This window comes from Rhizobium anhuiense bv. trifolii, assembly GCF_024346605.1.
In the GTDB taxonomy this organism is placed as follows: Bacteria; Pseudomonadota; Alphaproteobacteria; order Rhizobiales; family Rhizobiaceae; genus Rhizobium; species Rhizobium anhuiense.
Map to the genome: position 1 here is coordinate 319617 of NZ_CP098801.1, position 22885 is coordinate 342501.

The 22885-nt window shown below is 59.2% G+C and carries 25 protein-coding genes and 2 pseudogenes; 15 read left to right on the plus strand and 12 right to left on the minus strand.

Annotation, left to right across the window (positions count from 1 at the left end):
• Positions 1-10 precede the first annotated feature (10 nt).
• The gene (locus tag NE851_RS01565; RefSeq protein ID WP_097623326.1) at positions 11-907 is read right to left on the minus strand and encodes a vWA domain-containing protein; all 897 of its coding nucleotides are present in this window, start codon (positions 905-907) and stop codon (positions 11-13) included.
• 491 nt (positions 908-1398) lie between these two features.
• Between NE851_RS01565 and NE851_RS01570 the strand changes: the two genes are divergently transcribed.
• Positions 1399-1698, plus strand: coding sequence for a type II toxin-antitoxin system TacA family antitoxin (locus NE851_RS01570; protein WP_097623327.1), 300 nt, complete (start codon positions 1399-1401; stop codon positions 1696-1698).
• Positions 1695-2198 carry a GNAT family N-acetyltransferase gene (locus tag NE851_RS01575; protein WP_254955871.1) on the plus strand — a complete coding sequence of 168 codons (504 nt, stop codon included), beginning with the start codon at positions 1695-1697 and terminating at the stop codon, positions 2196-2198. Before NE851_RS01570 ends, NE851_RS01575 begins: the two co-directional genes overlap by 4 nt.
• Positions 2199-2629: 431 nt before the next feature.
• Here the strand turns inward: NE851_RS01575 and NE851_RS01580 are convergent, their stop codons facing one another.
• Positions 2630-3139 (minus strand): hypothetical protein, encoded by a 510-nt coding sequence (locus NE851_RS01580; RefSeq protein WP_097623329.1) that lies wholly within the window; start codon positions 3137-3139, stop codon positions 2630-2632.
• Positions 3140-3360: 221 nt separating this feature from the next.
• On the opposite strand from NE851_RS01580, the gene NE851_RS01585 reads away from it, so the two are divergent.
• Both NE851_RS01585 and tnpB read left to right on the plus strand, forming a co-directional pair.
• Positions 3361-3663: a hypothetical protein gene (locus NE851_RS01585; RefSeq protein ID WP_097623330.1), complete on the plus strand. Its 303-nt coding sequence runs from the start codon at positions 3361-3363 to the stop codon at positions 3661-3663.
• A 461-nt stretch (positions 3664-4124) separates the two neighbouring features.
• Positions 4125-4316 carry an IS66 family insertion sequence element accessory protein TnpB gene (tnpB, locus tag NE851_RS01590; RefSeq protein ID WP_143541139.1) on the plus strand — a complete coding sequence of 64 codons (192 nt, stop codon included), beginning with the start codon at positions 4125-4127 and terminating at the stop codon, positions 4314-4316.
• 362 nt (positions 4317-4678) lie between these two features.
• On the opposite strand, the gene NE851_RS01595 is transcribed toward tnpB, so the two are convergent.
• On the minus strand, positions 4679-4873 hold the full coding sequence (locus NE851_RS01595; protein ID WP_097623331.1) for a hypothetical protein: 195 nt from the start codon (positions 4871-4873) through the stop codon (positions 4679-4681).
• Between the two features lie 126 nt (positions 4874-4999).
• Here NE851_RS01595 and NE851_RS01600 point away from each other — a divergent pair.
• The 3 genes and pseudogenes from NE851_RS01600 to NE851_RS01610 all read left to right on the plus strand — a co-directional run.
• Positions 5000-5330: pseudogene (locus NE851_RS01600) on the plus strand (terminase small subunit-like protein); the annotation flags it as partial.
• A gap of 195 nt (positions 5331-5525) precedes the next feature.
• On the plus strand, positions 5526-6266 hold the full coding sequence (locus tag NE851_RS01605; RefSeq protein ID WP_245445217.1) for a sugar phosphate isomerase/epimerase family protein: 741 nt from the start codon (positions 5526-5528) through the stop codon (positions 6264-6266).
• Between the two features lie 16 nt (positions 6267-6282).
• Positions 6283-7893 carry an FGGY-family carbohydrate kinase gene (locus tag NE851_RS01610; protein ID WP_254955876.1) on the plus strand — a complete coding sequence of 537 codons (1611 nt, stop codon included), beginning with the start codon at positions 6283-6285 and terminating at the stop codon, positions 7891-7893.
• A gap of 375 nt (positions 7894-8268) precedes the next feature.
• On the opposite strand, the pseudogene NE851_RS01615 reads toward NE851_RS01610, so the two are convergent.
• A pseudogene (locus tag NE851_RS01615) lies at positions 8269-8391 on the minus strand (type II toxin-antitoxin system VapC family toxin); the annotation flags it as partial.
• 338 nt (positions 8392-8729) lie between these two features.
• Between NE851_RS01615 and NE851_RS01625 the strand changes: the two are divergent.
• Entirely contained in the window at positions 8730-9803 is a 1074-nt protein-coding gene (locus NE851_RS01625; protein ID WP_127429976.1) for a PAS domain S-box protein, read from the plus strand.
• Positions 9804-9916: 113 nt separating this feature from the next.
• Here the strand turns inward: NE851_RS01625 and NE851_RS35415 are convergent, their stop codons facing one another.
• The gene (locus tag NE851_RS35415) at positions 9917-10600 is read right to left on the minus strand and encodes a hypothetical protein (protein ID WP_184389470.1); all 684 of its coding nucleotides are present in this window, start codon (positions 10598-10600) and stop codon (positions 9917-9919) included.
• A gap of 13 nt (positions 10601-10613) precedes the next feature.
• On the opposite strand from NE851_RS35415, the gene NE851_RS01635 reads away from it, so the two are divergent.
• The 3 genes from NE851_RS01635 (at position 10614) to NE851_RS01645 (ending at position 11753) form a co-directional block, all read left to right on the plus strand.
• On the plus strand, positions 10614-11090 hold the full coding sequence (locus NE851_RS01635; protein ID WP_254955878.1) for an Hsp20 family protein: 477 nt from the start codon (positions 10614-10616) through the stop codon (positions 11088-11090).
• Between the two features lie 75 nt (positions 11091-11165).
• The gene (locus tag NE851_RS01640) at positions 11166-11465 is read left to right on the plus strand and encodes a DUF982 domain-containing protein (RefSeq protein WP_097623336.1); all 300 of its coding nucleotides are present in this window, start codon (positions 11166-11168) and stop codon (positions 11463-11465) included.
• Positions 11466-11474: 9 nt separating this feature from the next.
• Positions 11475-11753 (plus strand): hypothetical protein, encoded by a 279-nt coding sequence (locus NE851_RS01645; RefSeq protein ID WP_097623337.1) that lies wholly within the window; start codon positions 11475-11477, stop codon positions 11751-11753.
• A gap of 393 nt (positions 11754-12146) precedes the next feature.
• On the opposite strand, the gene NE851_RS01650 is transcribed toward NE851_RS01645, so the two are convergent.
• Positions 12147-13052, minus strand: a complete 906-nt coding sequence (locus tag NE851_RS01650; protein WP_254955881.1) for a LysR family transcriptional regulator — start codon at positions 13050-13052, stop codon at positions 12147-12149.
• A 96-nt stretch (positions 13053-13148) separates the two neighbouring features.
• Between NE851_RS01650 and NE851_RS01655 the strand changes: the two genes are divergently transcribed.
• Positions 13149-13472, plus strand: a complete 324-nt coding sequence (locus NE851_RS01655) for a nuclear transport factor 2 family protein (protein WP_127429978.1) — start codon at positions 13149-13151, stop codon at positions 13470-13472.
• Positions 13469-14248 carry an SDR family oxidoreductase gene (locus NE851_RS01660; RefSeq protein WP_097623339.1) on the plus strand — a complete coding sequence of 260 codons (780 nt, stop codon included), beginning with the start codon at positions 13469-13471 and terminating at the stop codon, positions 14246-14248. The genes NE851_RS01655 and NE851_RS01660 overlap by 4 nt, the downstream gene beginning before the upstream one ends.
• A gap of 20 nt (positions 14249-14268) precedes the next feature.
• Here the strand turns inward: NE851_RS01660 and NE851_RS01665 are convergent, their stop codons facing one another.
• A complete protein-coding gene (locus NE851_RS01665; RefSeq protein WP_097623340.1) occupies positions 14269-14736 on the minus strand; it encodes a MarR family winged helix-turn-helix transcriptional regulator in 468 nt (155 codons plus the stop codon).
• 142 nt (positions 14737-14878) lie between these two features.
• Between NE851_RS01665 and NE851_RS01670 the strand changes: the two genes are divergently transcribed.
• Positions 14879-15673 carry an alpha/beta fold hydrolase gene (locus tag NE851_RS01670; protein ID WP_127429979.1) on the plus strand — a complete coding sequence of 265 codons (795 nt, stop codon included), beginning with the start codon at positions 14879-14881 and terminating at the stop codon, positions 15671-15673.
• A gap of 183 nt (positions 15674-15856) precedes the next feature.
• Positions 15857-17479 carry a GMC family oxidoreductase gene (locus tag NE851_RS01675; RefSeq protein ID WP_254955883.1) on the plus strand — a complete coding sequence of 541 codons (1623 nt, stop codon included), beginning with the start codon at positions 15857-15859 and terminating at the stop codon, positions 17477-17479.
• A gap of 220 nt (positions 17480-17699) precedes the next feature.
• Here the strand turns inward: NE851_RS01675 and NE851_RS01680 are convergent, their stop codons facing one another.
• The 5 genes from NE851_RS01680 to NE851_RS01700 all read right to left on the minus strand — a co-directional run bounded on the left by NE851_RS01680 (position 17700) and on the right by NE851_RS01700 (position 22232).
• On the minus strand, positions 17700-19046 hold the full coding sequence (locus tag NE851_RS01680) for an alpha/beta fold hydrolase (RefSeq protein ID WP_245445212.1): 1347 nt from the start codon (positions 19044-19046) through the stop codon (positions 17700-17702).
• 46 nt (positions 19047-19092) lie between these two features.
• Positions 19093-19812, minus strand: coding sequence for a hypothetical protein (locus NE851_RS01685; RefSeq protein ID WP_254955887.1), 720 nt, complete (start codon positions 19810-19812; stop codon positions 19093-19095).
• Positions 19813-19845: 33 nt separating this feature from the next.
• Positions 19846-20676 (minus strand): alpha/beta fold hydrolase, encoded by an 831-nt coding sequence (locus NE851_RS01690; RefSeq protein ID WP_254955889.1) that lies wholly within the window; start codon positions 20674-20676, stop codon positions 19846-19848.
• Between the two features lie 144 nt (positions 20677-20820).
• Entirely contained in the window at positions 20821-20976 is a 156-nt protein-coding gene (locus NE851_RS01695) for a hypothetical protein (protein WP_210203326.1), read from the minus strand.
• A 497-nt stretch (positions 20977-21473) separates the two neighbouring features.
• Positions 21474-22232: an SDR family oxidoreductase gene (locus NE851_RS01700; RefSeq protein ID WP_183905530.1), complete on the minus strand. Its 759-nt coding sequence runs from the start codon at positions 22230-22232 to the stop codon at positions 21474-21476.
• Positions 22233-22885 lie beyond the last annotated feature (653 nt).

Genomic DNA, 22885 nt, shown 5'->3' on the forward strand with positions numbered 1-22885 from the left:
GGATCAGTCGCTAAAGCGCTACGGTCGCCGCCGACCGGGATACACTGGCGGCCAACTGCTTCAGGGTGTTACGGAAGTTAACCGGGTCGGAGGTAAATTTCTGAAGCGCCTCCTGCGGGTTCAGCCCTTCGTATTCCACCACCTCCCATTCCGACTTGTCGATCTGACTCAGTCTATCGTAGCCCTCGAAATTCGGGGCAAAGAGGCTGAGAATAATTCGATTGGCCATGATAAGGTTAGCCACGTCTTGCAACGAGCCGCCCTTTGCCTCGGCAATACTCATGGTCTCCTTGAATGAAGCATCGGTGAAGACGATGACAACACGCGCCGCATCGCTTCTATAGCGCCATTTCGCCGGATCCTCCGTCTGCGAACCTTTCGGCACAGCCTCCATAGAGGCAACTTTATAAAGAGCATCGAGGAGCGACTCCGGCTCGTCCCCACCCCCATTTGCCTGTAACGTGCTAAGCTGCGCCTTGAGCGCGCTGGCATCGCGCACGAACTCATTGTCGACGATCCATGGCAGGCCTTCCGCTTCGGCTGCCTCAATGTCACGATAGCCGACAACCTTGCCGCGCCAATCTTTGACAGGGGCGGCGTTGTTCGGGTCGCCTTGGCTCAAGGAGTCAATAAAGGCTTCGATATTTCGCCGCAGTGCGTCGATGCAGGGTTCCATGCTGCCGGTAACGTCGACGAGGAAGACAATATCGGCCACGCCTTTGGTTTTTGGACGCTCCTGCAGGGTCTGGCTGTCGGCTGATAATGCCGGCGCGCTGTCTACCGACGCCTCTACCGTCGGCTCATCTGGTGTGGACGAGATCGGCCCGGTTGAGGTTGGTGTCGCGGCTGGAGCTGGGCTCCCCGGGGAAGGAGGCGTCTGTTGGTCCGGTTGCTCCGTATCACTCATCAGTCAGCTCCCATAGTTTGGTTTCTTTACGCGGCAGATCTGCCAGCGCCGTAACGACAACACCGCCGCGACATGAAAGTTCCTACTGGCGTCGGATCGGAGAACAGCCGGTCTCGGCGGTGCTATCTAAGGTCGATTTTTCAGAGGAATCGAAAGGAGGTCTCGCTGCAGTTGCCTTGGCATATGTACCGATCTCGCGATTGGCTATGCGACCTGAATGGTCGCAGCGGATATTTCGCCCTGTCTCACTCGGTGTCATTGCAGCGTTTGGCACCGGAACGAATGTTGCTGGCCTGATTGCCGTTAGTCAGCTCGTCAACGGTTCGGCGGTCGTCGCATAAGCCAATGGCTGGTGCGGCAGGAACCAGCGGGTGCGGTCCGCTGAACCGCGCGTCGGCAGTTCGAACTGGTTCAAGACCCGCTATGAAATAGGGTAGCGAAACGGCACGACGCGAACGTTACGCTATATGGGGTGGAGATCGGAGATTTCTATGCCCACCACCTCGCATACAAGTATAAGCCCGGACGCCAGCGTGCCGCTGAATATGCGAATCAAGCCTGCGACCCGCAACTTGATCGACCGCGCCGCTGAATTGCTCGGCAAGACGCGCACAGATTTCATGCTGGAGGCTTCAGAGCGTCGTGCCGAGGAGGTGCTGCTTGACCGTACCATATTCACGGTTAGCCCCGAAATCTATGCCGAATACCTTGCCCGACTGGATGTACCCACGCAGCCCAATGAGCGTCTGAGACGCACGATGTCCACCAAAGCGCCGTGGGATGAGGCGTGACTCTCAGCGCACCCATCCCACTGGCCGATCATCACGAGCTGTCAGAATTCAATTCCAGTGTCCCTGAATTGAACGACTGGCTGCGTCGCCGCGCCCGCGCCAATCAGGTAGGTGGCGCATCGCGCACCTTTGTCGTGTGTGAAGAAAATCGCGTCATCGCTTATTACGCACTCGCTTCCGGGGCCGTGAAACAGCCGGAAGCGCCAGGCCGTTTTCGGCGCAACATGCCCGATCCAATTCCGGTTGCCGTGCTTGGTCGTCTCGCCATTGATCAGTCCTATCAGGGGCGGGGGATCGGCAGAGCGTTGGTGCGCGACGCAGGCTTACGCTTGCTCAATGCCGCTGAAATCCTCGGCATACGAGGCGTGTTTGTGCATGCGATTTCCAATGATGCGCGAGCCTTCTATCAGGCGGTCGGCTTTCTTCCTTCGCCATCTGATCCCATGATGCGGATGGTCGGGCTGAATGATTTCAGCAGCGCGCTGAACTCCCAACCGTAGTTTGTCGACATTGAGCTCAGTGCATTTACAGCCGTTTCTAAATTGCTGAAACCAGTGTTGAAGCCACGCCGTGTCGCCGGTTCGGCCTCCATCAAGGCAAGGCCTTCAAACGCAACCCTGCACAGCCAAGATCGCTGTCCGTCTGGATCTTCATATCGACACGCTGAAGACCAAGAGCCGGAATTTTCAGTAAGCTCTTTCGATTGGTCCGCTTGCCCGAGTCGGTCGCCGAAGGCGCGTGGTGAGAAGGAGATCTTTACGTGGCGCATGCAGAGTTGCGTCGTACCGTTGATTGGAGCGCCGGGCCTCGCCACCGTCATCAACGATCTTCGCGTAACCTCGTCGACTTCATCTAAGGCCCAAATATTCGACTGCTTCTGCCTTTGGTCCGATGGTCTCGATGATATTATAGCTTGCGATGAAGGTCCAGATCAGCTCCGGCGCAGATCGATGCGGCTCGTGACCACTGCCTTGCCAGTCTTTGGATCGGTATCGACTGTCGTAAGACGCATCCCCGAGGTCCCGACTTTCTCGATCGTCATCTGTGCTTTCCGGTCGCCGTTAACTTCCTGCGCCCAGGTGATCCCGAGGTTGATAGTGTCGCCAGCGCGTCGTCCCCCGAGGCCAGCGGTGCCCGTGCCCGCGCCGACATAGGATCCAGAGTACCTGTTGCCGGTCGCTTTGAGATCCGCGGTGATCACGCGGGAGAAGATGGCAAGGCTGGTGCACTTTCCGTCCAGCGACAGAGATGCGGCAGTCGTAGCGGACTTGAAGCGACAGGTCACGTTAATGGTTGGCGCATTAACGCGCACCTTGACGGTGCCTTTTCCATTCCAGCTTCCAGCCAGTGATTTGAGGAAGGGGGCCTCGTCGGCGTGAGCAATGCTGCCCGAAAAGAGGGCGAGTGCAATCGATAGGGACTGCGCGACATACCGGTTCATGTTTCGTCTTTCAGACCGCGCGCCGCCGTCTGGCGGCGTGACAGATCGATGAGGAAGCTATTCTGGTGAACAACGGCGCTGCGGCTTTTGTTCCATGCCCGTACGACTGCTTCTGCATTAGTTGGCGGTGACAAGCATTTGTTGACCAAACCTCTCCAAGATCGTACACCCGCGTTGGGCCTCACGTCCAAGGCCTGCGCTAAGAGCGAAAAAGGAACCACATGGACGCAAAATATCCCAATGCACGAGGGCACTTCTTCTCGGCAGTTCGGACACTCGCTACCTCCTCCGAGAGCATTCAAAGCCGGTTGGTCGAGGCAAATGACAGCATTCTCGCGGTCACCCTTGACGAGTTCGAAAGTGACATTGAGCTTAAGATCAAGTTTGCCAGAATACTTGATCTCGTAGCGGTTGACCGTGATGATATCGAGGTTACCGCAATCGAGAATACTGCCCACATGAGCGATGTCGACGCGGTAAAACTCGCCGAACTGATCTGCGAGTTTTTGTACGAACTTGTATAAGGGCGTAGCCTAAGATGAGATGGGTCGATGGTCGAAGGTCCTGCGACTGTCGAAGGCCACCGGCGCGATCAGTTCATTAAACAGGAAGTCTGGACGTGAGGTTCACCGGCACTGGCCGGACGAGGTGAAGGCACAGATCGTTTCGGAGAGCCTTCGGCCAGGCGCGATAGTCAATGCGGTCGCGGAGCGTCCTGCAGCCGGACTACGTCCTGCAGCCGGACCACCTCTCGACTTGGCGAACGATGGCGCGACCGGGCAAACGGGTTCTGCCCGCACCCGACGATGCGGTGGAGTTTGCAGCGATCATTGTCGATCCACCTGTTTCTGAGCCTTCAATCAAAAAGGCCAGCCGCCCCGAGATCAATGTCGACGGTCACGATCCGCCTAGAAGAAGGCGCGTCTGCCGCCCGGATCGCCGCTATCGCACGTGCTTGTGCGGTCCCTCGAACTGAGTTCGGATCATGGTGGTCGACTTCCGCAAGGGCCGTGACGGCTTGGCGGCGCTGATCAAGAATGAGCTGCACAAAGACCCTTTTGCAAGGGCCGTCTTCGTATTCCGGTCCCGGAAAGCGGATCGATTGAAGTTGATCTACGGGGATGGCAGCGGATTGGTGATGGCCTGCACGCGACTGGAGGAACATACCTTCACCTGACCGGGCATCAAGATGGCATCTTCAAGGCCATCTGACTCGCATACCCCGTCTTGTTCGCAACGCCCTCGCAGGGGTGCATCTAGCTCTGGTGGCGCTGACGTTCGGTTTGATCTCTACCAAGATGGTGGCCGCCATGAGCGGGAAGATCGAGCGCGGCACGCTGCTGGTGATGTGGTGTACTCCGCGCAGTTCAGCTCACACTTGTCCGGGCGTGAAGAACGCCAGATACGCCAGTGCTATGATCATCGCGATGACGAAGATAGTAAGCACAAATTTGATCATGCCGTTCGTGGCTTTTTTATCTGTGTTGCTCATCCGACTACAACATCGAGGAAGTATAGAAGTTCCGGCCGATCGGGATGCTAGCCGGTTAGCTGCATAACGACATCGTCGACCGTCTCTCTCACAGGATAATAGCTCGGCGAGGCATCTTTCCCCAGCACACTGACATAGATGTGAGTGCTGTTGGTGAACGCCCTGACGGCGACCACATGTTCGGGGTTGATGTAAACTATCGGGTTGTTAGTGCCTGCGTAGTGGAATGGCACCAGCTTCATCTTGTCCTCCCCAGGTTAGCCACACCCACGCTGAACGATCCAATGCCCTGATTGTTCTGCACATCCGAATTTTTGAGTCACGTCACGCCACGTTACGGCACCCCGGCCGATCAGAAGGCAGGTCCCATGACAGGTAGACCCACGAGGTTCACACAACCCCTGGTGGGCACCATCTGCGAGCGTATGGCTGACGGGGAATGCCTCCGCTCGATCTGCCGGGATGATACTAAGCCGGCGAAATCCACCGTCCTTGCCTGGCTGGCTGATGACGACAAAGCCGCTTTTCGGACCAAGTATGCGCAGGCGCGCGAGATCCAGGCTGACGGCTTCGTAGACGAGATGGTCGACGACGGCACGAACGACTGGACGGAAAGAACTTCGGGAAACCCGATGGGTTAAGAATGAAGAGGCTCTTCGGCGCTCCCAACTCCGCATCGCTACTCGGCGGTGGATTGCCTTTGGCCGACGCTCCATCAACATCTGACAAATGAAATGGAGTTGGCGGCATGAGCAGGATCCAGCACGAAATCGCAGTCAGCACATGGTCGCTGCAGAAGCTGACAATAGCCGAAGGGCGCTCCCTTGAGGACCTCCTGCCAACCTCCAGAGCTTCGGGATCGACGCCGTCGAGATTAACGAGGACTACTCCCGCCTGCCACAGTACGTAGCGCCGCGATCCCGGCACACTCTGCGCAACAGGATCTTTGACGCAGACCTCCGAGTGGCGTCGATGTGGTTCTATACCGACCTGCTTGGCGCCACTGAAACGACGTCACTCGACACGGTTGTCGATCAGGTCGAGAATTGCTTCGAAATCGCCTCGGACCTGGGCGCCGAGGTTGTGGTGATGACGCCCGTGGATTCCCTGCCCCAGTATATGAGCGAGAAGGGCCGGGAGAAGTTCAGGCGCATCGTGGAAGAGCTGGTTCCACTTGCGCGATCCTACAAACTGACGATAGGGCTTGAGTCAGGCCGTTCGCAAGGGACGTTTTGCACGCCGCAGGCTGTCGCGAAGCTGGTTCGGGAGGTCAGCCGGCCGGAACTGACCGTCGTACCCGACTTCGAAGCGTGGCGCATTGCAACGAAAGACCTGCCCCCCACTGATGTCGAGAGGCAGGATACAGCCTCGCCGATGCCTGCGGAACTTCCCCTTTTCAAGGAGTGCCTGCCGCTCGCTCGACTGGTCCACGCCAAGCTCCTCCGTCTTGACGAAAGCGGCGAAGAACCTCACTTTCCGATCGCTGAAATGATGTCGGCGATCCGCAGCAGCGAACGTCCTCACATCATCAACATCGAGTACGAGGGATGGATTCCCGACATCGATCCACACCTGGACTGCATCGAAGAGACCCGGCGCTGCGTCCAGTTGATCAAGCGGCATCTGGCCGCGTGAATAGGGGAAGTTGACTATGCCAGAGAGCGCGCCCGTGGTTTTCATCGGTGTTGACGTCGGGACCGGGAGCGCGCGAGCGGGTGTCTTCGACCCTCGCGGAAACATGCTCGGGTCCGCGAAGCAGGACATCGAGATTTATCGCGAGCCCGGCGACATTGTCGAGCAATCCAGCGCCGATATCTGGCAGGCCGTATGCGGAAGCGTTCGCAAAGCAGTCGAGAATGCCGGGATTGATCGCAGCGCGGTTGCGGGCATAAGCTTCGACGCGACGTGTTCTCTCGTCGTCCTCGGACAGGACGGCCAGCCGATCTCAGTGAGCCCGTCAGGCAATGTCGAGCGCAACATCATCGTCTGGATGGATCACCGCGCGGTCGATCAGGCGAACCGGATAAATCAGACAGGAGCAGATGTGCTCCGCTACGTGGGTGGGACGATCTCGCCCGAAATGCAAACCCCCAAGCTTCTCTGGCTTGCAGAGAATATGCTGGATACCTTTGCCAACGCATGGCAATTTATGGACCTTACTGACTTCCTGACCTGGAAATCGAGCGGAAGTATCGCAAGGTCGGTCTGCACGGTCACCTGCAAATGGACTTATCTGGCGCATGAGCGTCGTTGGGACCCGTCCTACTTCGAAGGCATTGGGCTCGGATCCTTGGCTGAGGAAGGATTCGCCCGGATTGGCACTGAGATCGTCGATGCTGGAACTCCGCTCGGAAATGGCCTGACGGCGGAGGCTGCATCGGAACTGGGTTTGCCTGAAGGTATCGCGGTCGGCGCAGGCCTTATCGACGCCCACGCGGGCGGCATCGGGACGGTCGGCGCGACCGGTTCGGGTAATATCCAGACTCGCATGGCATACGTCTTCGGCACGTCGGCTTGCACGATGTCCACGACATCCGAGCCCGCATTCGTCGATGGTGTGTGGGGTCCTTACTATTCCGCGATGGCGCCCGGTCTGTGGCTCAATGAAGGAGGACAGTCAGCCGCCGGCGCTGCAATCGACCACCTTGTCCGCCACCATCCGGCCGCCTGCGAGGCTGCTGCACGGGCGTCGGAATGCAAGATGAACCTGACTCAATGGCTGGCCGTCGAAGCGGCCGAATTGGGCGGTGCGTCCCGTCTACCGCATTTCGTCGGATCGTTGCATGTCGTACCGGAGTTCCTGGGCAATCGAGCTCCGTTCGCTGATCCAAACGCTCGCGCAGTGATCGCGGGACTAGGCATGGCGTCCGACCTCGACAGCCTCGTCGGACTGTATCTGGCGGGCGTCTGCGGACTTGGCTACGGACTTCGGCAGATTCTGGACGCCCAGGTCGCGAGAGGCATCTCGATCGACACCGTCGTCGTAAGTGGTGGCGCTGGACAAGATCCTACAGTCCGACAAGTCCTTGCAGACGCCGCCGGGACGGTCATCACCTCCTCGACGTCCCCGGAACCAGTTCTGTTGGGGACGGCGATTCTGGCGGCGGTCGCCGGCGGCCACTTTCCTTCGGTCTACGAGGCAATGCAAAGCATGTCGACTCTTGGCGAGGTGCACCTTCCAAGCAAGGACGATGCCGAGTGGCATGGGCGGCGATACGCGGCCTTCAAACTGCTGCAGCAGGCCGCGAGGGCGGCGAGGTAATCTTAGCTGCCTGCGACGTCTGCCTAGCTTTGGCTTTCGGCCAGATCTCAGGCCGCCACGCCTTGATAAGGGCTTCGATCTCTGTTCGATAGTCTCGGGGTAGAACGCTTGCGATTGGCGGTCTCCTGCCCGCCAGAACTGCCGCTGGGGGTAACAAGCCCCGAGAGGTCGGAGGCAACCGGGTTGCCGATGTCGATGATCACCTTGATGGCGGCCGCCCACACAAGCCCGGACTCCGCTCTTTATTCTTCATGCGCAGGGGCACTCAGCGAGTTGCTTCATCCCACATGAAAGATACAACGGGGCACCGGTTCGTTATGGTTCAGGCGTGGGATCGAAACTGCTCCGGTCCCCAGGAGCAGTCTATTTGGGCATTCAGTTGGGCCTGTTGACAAAAATGTATAGCCAAGCGCCCGCCTTTTCGGCCGCTGCCCTCAGGCGCTTGTCTCTTGTCCATAGGGCCGCGCGCCGGTCGCGAAGTACTGATGCCAGCAAGTGTGGCGATCGATCATTGTCATTGGCACGCCGTACGTCGCGGCGTATGCAATTGCCGAAACAGCGGTTCGTATTCTTCGCGTCCTCCATGGCGCGCAGTAATGGCCAGACACTTTGCCAACGCTCCAGGCTGTGTTCTCGATGCTGGGTATCAACGGGTCGGCACTTTTCAACGCGAAGGCATTTTGCCTGCGATCTCGCGTTCGGACGGCGTCATACGGATTTGCGACCCTTATATTATTCTAACTGTTGTTAGTGGTGTTTAGCGAATATGGTCGCGGTGCATTGGCGGTCGCGACCGTCTCGATTTCTTCAAAATGCGTTTTATTGACGGGGCGTAAATGTCGATTTCCGATCACCAGCAACACGAGGCCCAGGCCCAGCTCCGTTTGCGACAGCTGGAGGCCGACATAGAAGCTGCGCAGCACGGACATAATGCTGCAGCTTTCCTCGCAGCGATCGTCGAATCCTCCGACGACGCGATCGTTAGCAAGAGCCTCAGCGGAGTCATCACGACTTGGAACAAGGGCGCTGAGCGTCTTTTCGGTTATATGGCAGACGAGGCTGTCGGCAGCCCGATCACGATCGTCATTCCACCCGATCGCCTCGACGAGGAACCCGCCATTCTCGCCCGCATCCAAGCCGGCGAGCGCGTCGACCACTTCGAGACGATACGACGACGTAAAGACGGTACCCTGATCGATATTTCTCTTACCATCTCGCCTATTCGGGATGGCAACGGAAAGATCATCGGCGCATCGAAAATTGCCCGCGATATATCGGAGCGTAAGCGCGCCGCCGAGCGTCAGGAACTTCTAATGCGCGAGATGCATCACCGGGTAAAAAACCTGTTTGCCATTACCGGCAGCATCATCACCCTTGCTGCAAGGACGGCAAAGACGACTGCCGATCTCGCTGCGGGGATGAAGGACAGGTTGATGGCCCTCTCTCGGGCGCATGAGATGACATTGCCGAGTTTGAACGGTGAAGAGGCGACCGGCGCTCCGGAGACCACCCTCTTTCAGCTTCTGTCGAATATTCTCGCGCCCTATGAGCGGGACGGTGCCAATCGTTGGCAGCTGATCGGAGATGACATCGACATCAGCGGCACCAAAATTACAAACTTCGCGCTGCTGTTCCATGAATTCGCGACTAACGCCGCGAAATATGGAGCGCTGTCCGTCGAAGAGGGAAAGCTGGAGATAGCAGCGGCGGTGAAGGGCGAGACCCTCGAGATCGTCTGGCTGGAGAGCAGTGGTCCTCTACAGCCTACGTCAGAGCCACGTTCGATCGGTTTTGGAAGCCGGCTTGAGCAGATAATCGGAAAGAGCGTCGGGGTCGATATCTCGCGCGAGTGGATGCCTGATGGACTCTCGATTCGACTGTCCATCCCCCGCCGCGTTATCAGCGACTAAACGAGGCAGCGCAGCCAGCCTCGTGTCAAAACCGGCCGGACCGAGTTGCAGGACGTTGGCGCCGATCGCGTCGACGCGTTCAAGGCGGGATGGTAGGATCCTGACATGGGTCTTCATCGAACCACGCCCGACCTCCACCGCCAACTGATGGTTGGGTGCAGCTGCGGCAGGGGCTTTCCGTCCTTCCAGGCAATCGAGCCCGTCAAGTTGGTCCCCTCAAGATTTTTCGTAGCTCTTCGGCTTGTATTCACGGGCTCCGACGGCGTCACAGGAACAAAGGGATGAAATGGGCGTTCGCAGACAGTCATTCCGCACGCAATTCGCGAGGAGGCGTTGCTGGGCGCTGATCTTGGCATTTGATGGACACCCGATCGATCGAAAAGGCGCTTCTTGGGGGATACGACTGAGCGGCCGATCCGGGTTCGCCGGACAAGAGGCGTGCGACTGGTGCCAAGTCTTGCTCGCCGCGCGGCGGCATCGGCTGCTGCTGCTTGCGGCTTCGTCGCGGCCACGTCTTCGCCCAGCCGATGCTGATTGTCGAGATCGAATTCCGGGGCTGGACCGACGACGGCGAATGCGTCACGCATCCTAAAACACCTTGCGCGAAGTTCAGGATAATGCAGTCGTTTATGAGTTGGATCGAGCTGGTGGCAGAAGCCGAAAACGAGCAATTTTTTTCTGCCGCCACTCTTGAATCCGAAATTCTCAAAAACCAAATCGATTGCCGCCAGCTGCTGAATCAGGGCTGGCCTCGCTGGGAGCGCCGCTTTCGGCGCTTCCATATCCATGTTGCTCAAGGAGGATATGGCTATGGCAACATCTTACGACTATGCACCGCTCTACCGTTCGAGCGTCGGCTTCGACCGAGTTTTCAATCTTCTGGAAAACGCCCAGCGCGCCCGGTCGATCAGCGACTGGCCGCCCTATGACATTGTCAAGACCGGCGACGACACCTACCGGATTTCGATCGGGGTGGCAGGCTTCGCCCGGGACGATCTCGACATCACCTTCCAGTCCAACCTTCTGACCGTGACCGGCAAGAAGCAGGAGGCGGCTGCCGAGGGCTACCTGCATCGCGGTATTGCCGCCCGGCCGTTCGAGCACCGGTTCGAACTCGCCGACCATGTCAGGGTCAACGGAGCGGATCTGAACAATGGTCTCCTGTCGATCGATCTGGTTCGCGAGATCCCGGAGGCGTTGAAGCCGCGAAAGATCTCCATCCAGACCGAGCCTGCTCTGGTGCCTTCGGCCGCCCCGGCGCAGATCGAGGCGCAGAAGGCAGCTTGACCCGCATTGACCGCAGAACGAGGGCGCCGCCACGTCGGCGCCCCATCAACATTCCGGGTTGGGAAGGAGAGAGCGATGAAACCCGATATGTTTAGACGGCCTGTTTCCATTCTCGTTGGCCTTGGCTACCCAGCGGAGGTTCGCAACGTCATGGATGCCTACCGGCATCTTTCCGAGTGGCCGACGTCACTCAGGGACAGCGCGCATGCGATTGCCCTCAAAGCCTGCAGTGCGGCACTGTGTGGCGAGATTGAAGCAGAAACCGCGCGTGGCCTGTTTTTGGCCTTCGCCGAGAAACACGATCTGCTGGCCCCGGACACCAATATGTTCGCGGCCTCACGCTTGCGGCGTGACCGGGATCCACACGTACAGTGAGGCGGTCCGATGACGTACGACATGTTGCAGCAGGCGGCCAGCAACGCGATGGCGATGGGACCCGCGGTCTTGCTTCAGGGTATGCAGCTTCAGCGGCCAATCGATGTGGTGAGAGAGCCGGCTCTTTCCGTCGATGATAAGCGGGCGATCCTCGCGGCCTGGGCCTCCGACTTTTACGCTATCGACTCGAAGCCGGCCCTGCGGCAGGTGCCGGGAACGCCAGAGCCGATTTCGATCGATGAGGTACAGTTCGCGCTGAAAGAACTCGATCGGCGCTATGGTGTCTGACGGACTGCGCGTTCAAGCGGCCTGCTTCTTGGCGAGCCGCTTGATCGCCTGTTCGAGGGAACGCCCTGCCGACCGAAATAATCCTGCCAGGCGCTCGCCGCACCTCCCCCGCGGCAGGCTTTTTCGTTTTCGGCGCCTTGGTCCTGTTAAGTTTGAGATCGAGTTGCGGGCTCCCCTCGGTCCCGGCGCTGGACTGCTCGTCGGTCAGCGACGAGAGCGAGACGCCGAGCAAGTACACGGACAGCTTGAAGTGCGTAGGTGTGTTGTCCCCGCGCCGCTGAACACCGCTTTCAGGCCGCGCTCGGCCAGTATCAATACCCGAACGGACAGCCTTCTCCTAGCAGCCGCATGTTCCGCCCATCGCATTTCACCGCGTCGCCGTCGACGACGGGTTCACCCGGCTGCCGGTCGCGAGAGTTCACGAGCTAATTCCAAGAACGCTCTGACTCCGGCCGAGAGGTTTCGGCGCCCGGGATAATACAGGCAAAGCCCTGGATACGGGGGCGTCCAATCTTCCAGAATACGGATGACGCGCCCCGCCTCGATTTCCGGAAGAATGTCTTGTTCAAAAATATAGCCGACGCCGGCACCTTCAAGCACCGCAGTCCTTGTCAGGCTGGCTTCATCAAGCGCAAGCGGTCCCCGCACATCAATCTGCACTTGCTCGCCGTCCTTCTCAAAACGCCATCTAAACAAGGAGCCGTCCGGCAACCGAACACGAATGCATCTGTGATTGAGAAGATCAGGAGGAACCACGGGCTTGCGATGCTGCTCGAAATACTCAGGAGAACCAACCACGGCGTGTCGTTGAGGGCGGCCGAGCGAAACGCAGATCATGTCGCTGGGAACGAGGCCTGCAACCCTGACACCCAGATCGAAACCGTCCTTGACGATATCGACCATTTTTCCTTCGGTGACGATATCGATATTCATGTCGGGATAGCGGCGCAGGAACTCAAGCACGAGCGGTGAGATGATGGCGCGCGCGGCAAACGGGGCGGCGTTGATCCTTATCGTTCCGGAAGGTGTCTCGCGTTGCGAGCGTACCAGATCCAGAGCGGCATGGAGGTCCTGGAGCGATGGCGCGACCTGCTGCACAAAGATCCTGCCGGCATCTGTCAGCGACACGCTGCGCGTAGTGCGGTTGAACAATCGCACACCCAGTCCCGCCTCAAGCCTGCCTATCGTGTGGCTCAGCGCGGTCGTGGACATGCCGAGATCGATGGCGGCTGCGCGGAATGTCCCGCGCCGCGCGATCGCGGCGGCCGCTTCGAGTTCCTTCAGGCTGGCCTGTTCCATTGTCCCGATCTGTTCAATATCGCATGCCGGTTTATCCCACTTATTCGTGCAATGGTCGAGCGCTAACTATCGGGTCAGATCATGAGGAGAAACAGGATGGATATGCCCGATATTGTGAACAATTACTTTGACGCAGACAGCCGCAGCGACGTGGATACGCTGTTGAACACCTTTGCAATTGAAGCGGTGGTCGAGGACGAAAATGCGCGTCATCATGGCATTGTTGCAATCCGTGGATGGTGGGTGGCTGCGAAGAAGGCCACCCAATACCGTGCAGAACCCGTGGAATTCATGGTTGAAGGCGACAAGGCACTCGTCCGGGCGAGGGTGAGCGGCCACTTTCCCGGTAGCCCGGTGATGCTCACCCACGACTTCACCATCAAGGACGACAGGATCGTCAGGCTGGAGATCCGTTCATGACCGACTTTCTCAACCTGAGGGGCAAACGTGCCCTCATTACGGCTGGAACCAAGGGTACAGGCGCCGCGACCGTCAGACTGTTTCGGGAACTCGGCGCGCAGGTGCTGACGACAGCGCGGGCCCGCCCGAAAAACCTGCCGGAAGAATTGTTCGTCGAGGCCGACCTGACCACCGAAGAGGGATGTGCAATCGTCGCAGAGGCCACGCGGCGGCGCCATGGCGGCGTCGACGTCATCGTCCATATGCTGGGTGGCTCTTCTGCAGCCGGAGGCGGATTTTCTGCATTGTCGGAAGACGACTGGCATAAGGAGCTGTCGCTCAACCTCTTTCCGGCCGTTCGCCTGGATCGGCAACTGGTTCCGGACATGGTCGCTCGGGGAAACGGTGTGGTGGTGCATGTGACATCCATCCAGAGGGTTCTGCCGCTTCCGGAATCGACGACTGCCTACGCTGCAGCCAAGGCAGCACTTTCCACCTACAGCAAGGCAATGTCGAAGGAAGTGTCGCCAAAAGGTGTTCGCGTCGTTCGGGTGTCGCCAGGCTGGATCGAAACGGAAGCTTCGGTCCATCTTGCCGAGCGCCTGGCGAAGCAGGCGGGAACTGACCTTGAGGGAGGCAAAAAGATGATCATGGACGGGCTGGGCGGCATTCCGCTGGGGCGGCCGGCAAAGCCGGAAGAGGTCGCAAACCTCATTGCCTTCCTCGCCTCCGACCGCGCTGCGTCGATCACTGGTACCGAATATACAATCGATGGAGGGACAGTGCCAACAGCCTAGGCGCCGACATGCACGGCAAATCAGGTCGGCGCATCCCACCCGCCGATCTGGGAGTAGATCGCGTTGCGCAGATAACGCACGTCGCGGTTCAGAGCGGCCAAGTCCTGCGGTGTCTGGGTCGAGGCAGCAAGCAAGGTATCGCTGAGACAGCCAGCCTTGTGCTGCAATGCCCGGCCTTCGTCGGTCAAAGCAATCAACACCTGGCGCTCGTTGCTCAGGTTTCTCGTCCTGCGCAACAGGCCGGATATCTCAAGGCGCTTTAGAAGCGGCGTCAGCGTGCTGGATTCCAGGGCAAGGGCGTTGGCAATGGCACCCACCGTCTGCCCATCTTCGCTCCACAACACATTGAGCACGAGGTACTGCGGGTACGTCAGGCCCAACTCGTCGAGAAGAGGTTTGTAGGCGCGCTGGATTGCAATTCCGGCAGTGTAAATCGCGTAGCACAGTTGGTCGTGCAGGGGGGGTGGGTCGTTATGGCGTTCGGTCATTCTGAGCTCCTGTGGATCTCTATATAACCTATGCAACAGCAAAATTAAATATCGCGATAAGAATTATCTTGACGCGCCATCTAAAGTCTGGCAGCTTATGTATATCGCGATAACAGTTATCGCAATTAACGAGGAGACAGCCATGACACGCATGACCACGACCACCGTAGCCGCAATTGCTGCTGCAGCCTCACTGTCCGCAGCCGCATTGCCGGCGAACGCCGGCGACACCATTCCTCAAGACCAGTCCGTGAAAAACGTTGTGCTCGTCCACGGCGCCTTCGCCGACGGCTCTGGCTGGAAGGGTGTTTACGACATTCTCACGAAGCGTGGATATCGCGTCAGCATTGTTCAGAACCCCCTGACATCTCTCGAAGACGATGTCGCGGCTACCAAACGTGTGCTGGAACGGCAGGATGGTCCGGTCATTCTCGTTGGTCATTCCTGGGGCGGCACGGTCATCACGGAAGCTGGAATTGATGCAAAGGTTGCAGGCCTCGTTTACGTCTCGGCTCTCTCTCCTGATGCAGGCGAGACAACGGCTCAACAATACCAAGGATTTGCTCCCGCATCGGAATTCGTCATCGAGACCACGAAGGATGGCTTTGGATATGTCAGTCCGCAAAAGTTCAAGGCTGGTTTCGCTCATGACGTCAGCGATGCGGATGTTGCGTTCATGAGGGATGCGCAAGTCCCGATCAACATGTCAGCGTTCGGCACGAAGCTCGAACATGCTGCCTGGCACACCAAGCCCAGCTGGGCTGTGATTGCTACCGAGGATAAGGCATTCGATCAGGCCATGCTGATCCACATGGCGGAACGCATCAAGGCGAAGATCACCAAGGTGTCAGCGAGCCACGCCCTGTTCATGACGCAGCCGACGGTGGTCGCGGATACCATTGCTCAGGCAGCCACGGCTGTCTCAGCGAAGAAGTAATGACAGACGCAGTTTCATCGGGACAGCCCGCACTGTCCCGATGACGACGAGCAAGGGCTGTCGAACCGAGCGGGGTCGGGCAAAGCGAGCACATAAAAGGCCGCACGATCTCGGACAAGGATCCATTGCCCGATTCCCCAACACTTTTGCAATTTTCCTCAATCCATTCACGGAGGTAACCACGTGAAGCCGAATAGTCATGACAAGAAGGCACCCGAAAATCCGCCCATTCCTCAGAGCGAGGTCGATGTTGTTTTCGACTTCATCGTCTGCGGCGCCGGGTCCAGCGGCTCCGTTGTTGCCGCACGACTGGCAGAGAATGAAAACGCAAGTGTCCTGCTGCTGGAGGCAGGCGGGGACGATGCGGCCGAGACCGTTACAAACCCTGCGCAGTGGCCGCTCAATCTCGGCTCGGTCCGGGACTGGGGTTTTGTCGGACAACCGGCACCTGGCCTGGACGGTCGACGTCTTCCTCTCAGCATGGGCAAAGGGCTCGGTGGCGGTTCGAGCATCAATGTCATGGTGTGGGCCAGAGGACACAAGGGAGATTGGGACTACTTTGCCGCTGAAGCCGGCGATGACGCGTGGGGCTATCAGTCCATCCTCGGCTACTATCGCCGGATCGAAGATTGGCAGGGCGCTCCGGACCCAGCGCGTCGCGGCGTGGGAGGACCGGCCTACGTAGCGCAGCCGCAGGCGCCCCAACCGATCGCGGGGGCCTTGTTGAGTGCGGCATCCACTATCGGCATTCCCGTCTACGATAGCCCGAACGGTGAAATGATGGAGGGCCCGGGCGGCGCATCTATCGCTGAGCTGCGGATCCGGGATGGCAAGCGGGAGTCTGTCTTTGGATCCTATGTCCGCCCGCTCATGTCGCGCCCAAACCTGACTGTGCTGACCGACGTACTGGTCACGCGCCTCATTTTCGATGGCAAGCGCGTGACGGGGGTCGAGGTTCTCATCGATGCTCAGCGGCATCAATTCACGGCGCGTTGCGAAACGGTACTGTCGCTAGGCGCGATCAACACTCCGAAATTGTTGATGCAGTCCGGCATAGGTCCGGAAGGTGAGCTGCAAGCCCACGGCATTCCCGTGGTTCAACACTTACCTGGCGTTGGGCGCAATCATCAGGATCATCTCGCATTCGGGTGCACGTGGGCATATCGAAAACCAGAAGCCGTCGGTGGTAGCGGCTGCGAAGCAAAACTCTACTGGAAAACCGACTCGCGGCTTGCGCAGCCGGACATTCTTCAGTGCCAGTTGGAGTTCGCTGTGCCGTCCCCGATCGAGACGGGCCTCGAAACACCGCAACATGGCTGGACGATGTTTAGCGGTCTCGCCCAGCCAAAAAGCCGTGGTCGACTGCGGCTCTCCGGCCCCAATATAAATGACCCTATCCTGATCGAACCGAATTCTCTCAGCGCGCCGGAAGACATGGCGGCTGCCTTGGCTGCGGTGGAATTGTGTCGCGAACTCGGAAACAGTGATGCCTTCTCGCCACTGGTGACAGGCGAGGCGGCTCCGGGCGGGCGCGACCGATCGGGGATGATCGACTTTATCCGGCGTTCGGCCGTGACCTATTGGCATCAATCCTGCACAGCCAAAATGGGACGCGACAGCATGTCGGTGGTCGACAGCGAGCTCAAGGTCTACGGCATCGATGGCCTGCGCATCGCAGACTCCTCGATCATGCCGCGGATCACAACTGGAAATACGATGGCACCTTGCGTTGTCATCGGAGAGCGGGCGGCTGATCTCATTCGGGCGACGCATAGCCTTCCGAACTTGAGCGGAGGACTGGCTTAGTCCATCATGAAGAGATTCATGTGAAGCTCGGCGGCCAGCCTAAGCGGGCCGCCGGCGTTTGCGTTAAACGGGCGACGGATCGTAATGGCTCAAGAGCTGAAACCCGCCCAGTGCGAAAACGGTTATGGCAGTCCGCCGCTTTCATCGCGTTCAATGCCCTTGCCGACGACCCTGACAGGCTGCTGCGGCTTGTGAACAGTTACTCTGTTTGTGGGATGGTTCAGATGTCCCGATAGCTTCCGGTGATCCACTCAGAGATGAGCTTCCCATAGGTCTCAGCTGCATCTTCCCAGACGAAGTGACCGGCCTCGATCACTTCGGCGCGGCAATGCGGCATGCGATGATTTAGAAACTGCCCGTTCGATGGCGGAACGTACGGGTCGTCCTTTCCTGAAACCACCAATGTCGGTGTCGCTATCGTCGGCAACAACTCCGCCAATCGGGGAAGGTCGCGACGATAGGCGCGCACAAAATCCGCGACCTCGTTCCAGCGCTGCCCTTTGGAAGACGCCCGGTAATCCTCCAGAATGACCTCCGGGATGGGGCCCCGCGCCATGGTCTTGGCCAGCTGATAGACCTGTTCGCCGCCATCCGAGCCGGCAAAGTCGTCCCTTGATGATTCTACAATTTGCCGCAACGGTTCGCCCAGAAGCTCCAGACTGATGCCACCGCTGCCGCCGACGATGCTTTCAAAGCGCTCCGGATTGTTGCTCGCAGCGAAGAGCGCCGCCAGCGTACCGACATCCGGCGCAACGACATGCGCGCGTTCGATGCCAAGCTCATCCATCGTCCGGATGAGGAACTGACCCATCGTCTCGGGCGACATCAGATCCGGCCTGCTCTCGGACATGCCGAAGCCTGGAAGATCGACCGCCGTGACGGGACCCAAGGCGCAGATCCGAGGCCAGACGAGATTGAAGGCATAGATACTCTCGGGCCATGGCGCTGTGATCAGTACCGGCAGACCTGTGTCCGAAGGCGACCGGACCAATCGGATCTTAAGGCCGTCGATGTCAACAAAGGAGGCAGTTCTCGGCATCAGCAATTCAGTCGTCATAACGGAGATCCTTTTCGATGCGCTAACCCCAACCCGGTCGCCTTCGTCATTGCGGACAAACAACCGTTGTGATTGCGGCCAGTGTCTGGTGGTCACGTTTTTCCTTGCTCGAGGACAGTTGCTTCGAGCAATGAGCGCGTCCTGTTCCCCGGAGCCGCCACTCACACCGACCGCTCCTGCGACGTGCCCTTCCAGTTCGATCGGAAGGCCGCCGGGAAGGATGACATATTTGCCGGCGCAGGCATTCCCGACGGTAAAGAGACCCGCGCCCGGCTGGATCATCGGGACGAATGCGGCAGAGGACGCATGAAACGATCGAGCCGTCTCAGCCTTGCCAAAGGCCAGATCGAACGCCCCCGGCCAGGCGCCGTCCATACGCGCCATGGCGATCTGCTCTCCGCCGCGATCAAGCACGACGATGGCCACCCGGACGCCGATCTCGGTCGCCTTGGTCTCTGCGGCCATGATCGCTGCCATGGCGACGGCCAGACTGACTTCAGGAACATACATCACGTTTTCCTTAGGGGCGGGCAGCATTGCTATCGCCGACTGGCGTTCAGCGCAGCGTTATGTCGGAAAGGTCGATCGACACGACGAGAGGTTCCGGAAGCGATGTCCCGTCGGCCTGACGCGGAAAAATGCGCCGTTCGGTTGGGAATTTGATCCCCGATACCGTCGTGTAGCCGTCGATGTAATGGGCACCCGGCGTGTTGCCGGCGATTTCCACGTCGTAGTCGTGCCGTTTCAGCAGACCGTCCGCATCCACGTAAAGCGTCTGGACGGTGCTGTGGGTTGCGATTCCCTTCGGGAACGTCACCTTGAGACGCTGCCAAGTCTCCTCGTTCTCGCTCCAGTCGGAGAGCTGTTCGCTAACGACGCCAGGAGCGGCCAGAAGGAACGGCATATTGAGATAAGTCCACATGGCAATCCCGACAAAGTAGGCTAGCTGCGGGTCCGTCCACGGCGTCTCGAGCGTGTGGCCGGCGAATGAGGCGCGGGGGGCTTCCAGTTCCTCAAGCACCCGACCCGAGCTGTCCTTGATCTCAACCTTCTCGGGCCGGAACAGAGTAACCTTGCCATCGGCTCCGAACGGATGGTGGGACGCCCATTCATCGCCCAACCCGACCGTGACATTGGTCTCGCCGAGTTTGCCGCCATGGCCCTTGAGGTCCCAGAGCGCACCGCCCTGCTTCAGATGCGCAGTGAGGCCGGTGAATGTCTTCCAGGTGTCGAGGCCGCCATGGGCATCGATGATCTTCTGCGCAAGCGTGTTCATGAGAAGGCCCTTCGAATGGATGCGGATGAGCGTTCAGGCGTTAAGGAAGGTCTGGACGTGCGCGACGAAGGTGTCGGCGTATTGGAAGAGAGCGCCGTGGCCGGAGTCTGGATAGATGATCAATGTTCCGCTGCTCATGTGCTTGAACATCTCGTAGGCGTTGACTGCCGGAAACATCGTGTCGTCGCTGCCATGCACGATAAGGGTGGGCTGGCGGATGGCCTTCAAGGCTGCGTGGTCGGCATCTTTGTTTGCACACCACGCGATGATCGCGGCCGCCTGCGGGTTGCTCACGGCATCACCGCTTTCGGGGTCGCGGCCTTGGCTGCGGGCGGCCGCGCGGTCGACAAAGGCGGAACCTGCGGCTTGGCTCGCCTTGCTCGGCGTAAAGAAGAGGGGAAGGCGCACGTCCCGGGCGTTTTTCGAAAATGCTTCTTGAACCACCTGCAGGAGATGTTCCTCGCCGCCTCCGGGGGCGGAACCTGCGACAACGAGCTTCCGAACCTTGACCGCCGAACCGGCAGCGATCACCTGGGCGAGGAAGCCGCCGAGCGAGAACCCAAGAAGGTCGACTTCGGTCAGGCCAAGCGCCGCCATGAAGCTTTCGGCATCGGCAGACATCTGCTCGACGGTGTCGGGAACGTTGCCGGTGGATGTCCCCACGCCTGCATTGTTGAACACGATGACAGGCCGGTCGGCGGCAAGCGCATTGACCACGCGCGGATCCCAGGCATCCATGGTTCCGGTAAAATGCTGCAAGAAGACAAGCGGAACGCCACTTTCTGCTCCAAGCTTGCGGTAGGCGAAGCGGATGCCGCCAGCTTGAACGCGGAGTGTCGGGGCCGTCTCGAGGGTCGTGCTCATGATCAGTTCCTTTGCGTCATCCGTTGCTGGATGTGTGTTCGTAGAGGATAGGTTTTGGCAGGCCTGTTCAGAATGACGTAAAGACTGCAATTCAGGACGTGCCTGGCGATACGGCCGCCAGCACATCGAGAAGCACGAAAGTCGTCACTTGTGCATCGCCTGCAGGGCCGAGGTGTTGAGGCTGCCGACGGCGGCATAGGGGTTGGGAACCATGCCGATGGACTTGCGGGTCGCGGCAAAGACATCGGCTGTTTCGCCGGTCGCAGCGGTGGCGGCCGGAGTGTCGATACGAGAGGTCATAGGATTGCTCCTTTCGAGCTGTTTCCGTGGCGAAATGATCGCCGGTGGGCGAGGGGATGAGGATGTGGCGATTGCTGTGACAGGAGGAAAGCGTCCGATCTGTCGATCGCAGTCATCGCTTGCTGACGAAGACGGCATTCACTGCGAAGGCGACGAGTTCCGCCGAGGCCGCCAGTAGGCCGATATCCCAGATGACGCCCATGCCTAGGACGGCTGCGCCAAGCCCGATTCCCACGGAGAACCAAAATACATAGTTGACGTGTTGAACGCCAATGGGCTACCGCCGGTACGGCCATGCGGAAGTCCTCGGCCATGACCGGCAAGAGCGGCGCGATCATGAAACCCTCGGTGCCGATGGCGAAGCTCCCGAGCGCAAGGAATCCCGCGCGAACAAATCTATCGTGGGAGGTGTGGGCGAGCGACGCAGACATGGCTTTCAAGCTCCTTGACGTCAGAGCCCGCCGTCTGCGGGCTCTGGCACTGACGGGATGGAGATCTCAGAAGGGGATCGGGTTTGCGGCGATCTCGGCGTTAAAGCCATTGACCAGCGCGTGTTCGTTCAGACCGGGATTGTCACGCAGCGCGCGGATTCCCTCGACGAAAACCTCCGGCGCATCGGTCGCAAGACCCTTCATGGTTTCCACGATGAAGGCATTCAGCGGCATGGCGCGAGGATCGCCGCTCTTCTTGATGAGATCGGTATCGACCCACGGCGGCGCGATTTCCTGCACGGTGACACTCGTATCTCTCAGCATGAAGCGCTGCGACAGAGAGTAGGAATGCAGCGCGGCCTTCGCGGCCGAATAGACGGCGTTGGTCGCGATTGGCACATAGGCAAGGACGGAGGTGTTGTGGATGATCGTCGCGCGGGGCTGGGCCTTCAGATGCTCGATCAGCGCGGACGTCAAGCGTATCGGGCCAAGCAGGTTGGTGTCGAGAATCCGGCGCGACACGCTGTCATCGATGGTCGCGGAAGGATCGTCGAACGGCATGATGCCAGCATTGTTGATCAAGACATTCAGTGTGGGATAGTCGTGGACCAGCTGTGCTGCGACACGGTCGATGTCGGCCGCGTCCGAGATGTCGAGCTCCACACCATCGATGCCGGGGTTGGCAGAAGCCACTTGATCAAGCAGAGCCTTGCGCCGGCCGGCGATGATGACCTTGTTGCCAAGCACATGGAATGCCTCGGCGAGCGCCCGGCCAATACCGGAGGTTCCGCCGGTGATGAAGATTGTGTTGCCGGTCATCTGCATGGAATCGTCCTTCTCTTTCAAATCTCGTGCCGCCATGGCGCCGTCGATGGGTTCACTATGCGTGCTGACTGTCGCGGCTCAAATGACATAAAAACGGCAAATCAGGACATGGGCCTTTTGACGACATAAAAGCCCGGCACGGGGCCGGGTATTGCCTAGAACGGCTGTGACGTTGCGGCCTCAGGCGAGGAGAGATAGATCTTTACGGCAAAATCCTCGATCTCCTGAAACAGGAATGCGTGACCCGCATCAGGATAGAGGATCAGCCTGGCGTCCGGCGCCTGCTGTGAGTGAACGAAGGAGAGGCATCACGTCATGGGCGCCTGGCGACCAGGATCGGCATGCGCGGATCCTTCGCCTTGGGAAAGAACGCGCTGCCAAGTGCAGATTGCTCTGGGTGAGGAGAGCTTCTGTGGTTAACCACGGTCGTCCTGGACGGGCATGCGCCGCAATCCTTGCAATCGACGCCTTGCCACAGAACACCCCAGCCGGATAAAAATTCGTCGCGTCGTTGACCCCGCGTGTCATGACCTGATGCTGAAGCGACAAGCCGGACGATTACCTCAGTCGCGACAGCTGCTATTCCGGCAATCGTTTCGGGGGCGCGCCCTTCGGATCGGCCCACGCCTGCGCTATCAAAGTGGATGACTCGT

Bases quoted from the DNA above. Each gene is read 5' to 3' on its own strand.
- NE851_RS01565 (WP_097623326.1), bottom strand. From the start codon at position 907: ATGAGTGATACGGAGCAACCGGACCAACAGACGCCTCCTTCCCCGGGG.
- NE851_RS01570 (WP_097623327.1), top strand. From the start codon at position 1,399: ATGCCCACCACCTCGCATACAAGTATAAGCCCGGACGCCAGCGTGCCG.
- NE851_RS01580 (WP_097623329.1), bottom strand. From the start codon at position 3,139: ATGAACCGGTATGTCGCGCAGTCCCTATCGATTGCACTCGCCCTCTTT.
- NE851_RS01585 (WP_097623330.1), top strand. From the start codon at position 3,361: ATGGACGCAAAATATCCCAATGCACGAGGGCACTTCTTCTCGGCAGTT.
- tnpB (WP_143541139.1), top strand. From the start codon at position 4,125: ATGGTGGTCGACTTCCGCAAGGGCCGTGACGGCTTGGCGGCGCTGATC.
- NE851_RS01595 (WP_097623331.1), bottom strand. From the start codon at position 4,873: ATGAAGCTGGTGCCATTCCACTACGCAGGCACTAACAACCCGATAGTT.
- NE851_RS01610 (WP_254955876.1), top strand. From the start codon at position 6,283: ATGCCAGAGAGCGCGCCCGTGGTTTTCATCGGTGTTGACGTCGGGACC.
- NE851_RS01625 (WP_127429976.1), top strand. From the start codon at position 8,730: ATGTCGATTTCCGATCACCAGCAACACGAGGCCCAGGCCCAGCTCCGT.
- NE851_RS01635 (WP_254955878.1), top strand. From the start codon at position 10,614: ATGGCAACATCTTACGACTATGCACCGCTCTACCGTTCGAGCGTCGGC.
- NE851_RS01640 (WP_097623336.1), top strand. From the start codon at position 11,166: ATGAAACCCGATATGTTTAGACGGCCTGTTTCCATTCTCGTTGGCCTT.
- NE851_RS01645 (WP_097623337.1), top strand. From the start codon at position 11,475: ATGACGTACGACATGTTGCAGCAGGCGGCCAGCAACGCGATGGCGATG.
- NE851_RS01650 (WP_254955881.1), bottom strand. From the start codon at position 13,052: ATGGAACAGGCCAGCCTGAAGGAACTCGAAGCGGCCGCCGCGATCGCG.
- NE851_RS01655 (WP_127429978.1), top strand. From the start codon at position 13,149: ATGGATATGCCCGATATTGTGAACAATTACTTTGACGCAGACAGCCGC.
- NE851_RS01660 (WP_097623339.1), top strand. From the start codon at position 13,469: ATGACCGACTTTCTCAACCTGAGGGGCAAACGTGCCCTCATTACGGCT.
- NE851_RS01665 (WP_097623340.1), bottom strand. From the start codon at position 14,736: ATGACCGAACGCCATAACGACCCACCCCCCCTGCACGACCAACTGTGC.
- NE851_RS01670 (WP_127429979.1), top strand. From the start codon at position 14,879: ATGACACGCATGACCACGACCACCGTAGCCGCAATTGCTGCTGCAGCC.
- NE851_RS01680 (WP_245445212.1), bottom strand. From the start codon at position 19,046: ATGTATGTTCCTGAAGTCAGTCTGGCCGTCGCCATGGCAGCGATCATG.
- NE851_RS01685 (WP_254955887.1), bottom strand. From the start codon at position 19,812: ATGAACACGCTTGCGCAGAAGATCATCGATGCCCATGGCGGCCTCGAC.
- NE851_RS01690 (WP_254955889.1), bottom strand. From the start codon at position 20,676: ATGAGCACGACCCTCGAGACGGCCCCGACACTCCGCGTTCAAGCTGGC.
- NE851_RS01695 (WP_210203326.1), bottom strand. From the start codon at position 20,976: ATGACCTCTCGTATCGACACTCCGGCCGCCACCGCTGCGACCGGCGAA.
- NE851_RS01700 (WP_183905530.1), bottom strand. From the start codon at position 22,232: ATGCAGATGACCGGCAACACAATCTTCATCACCGGCGGAACCTCCGGT.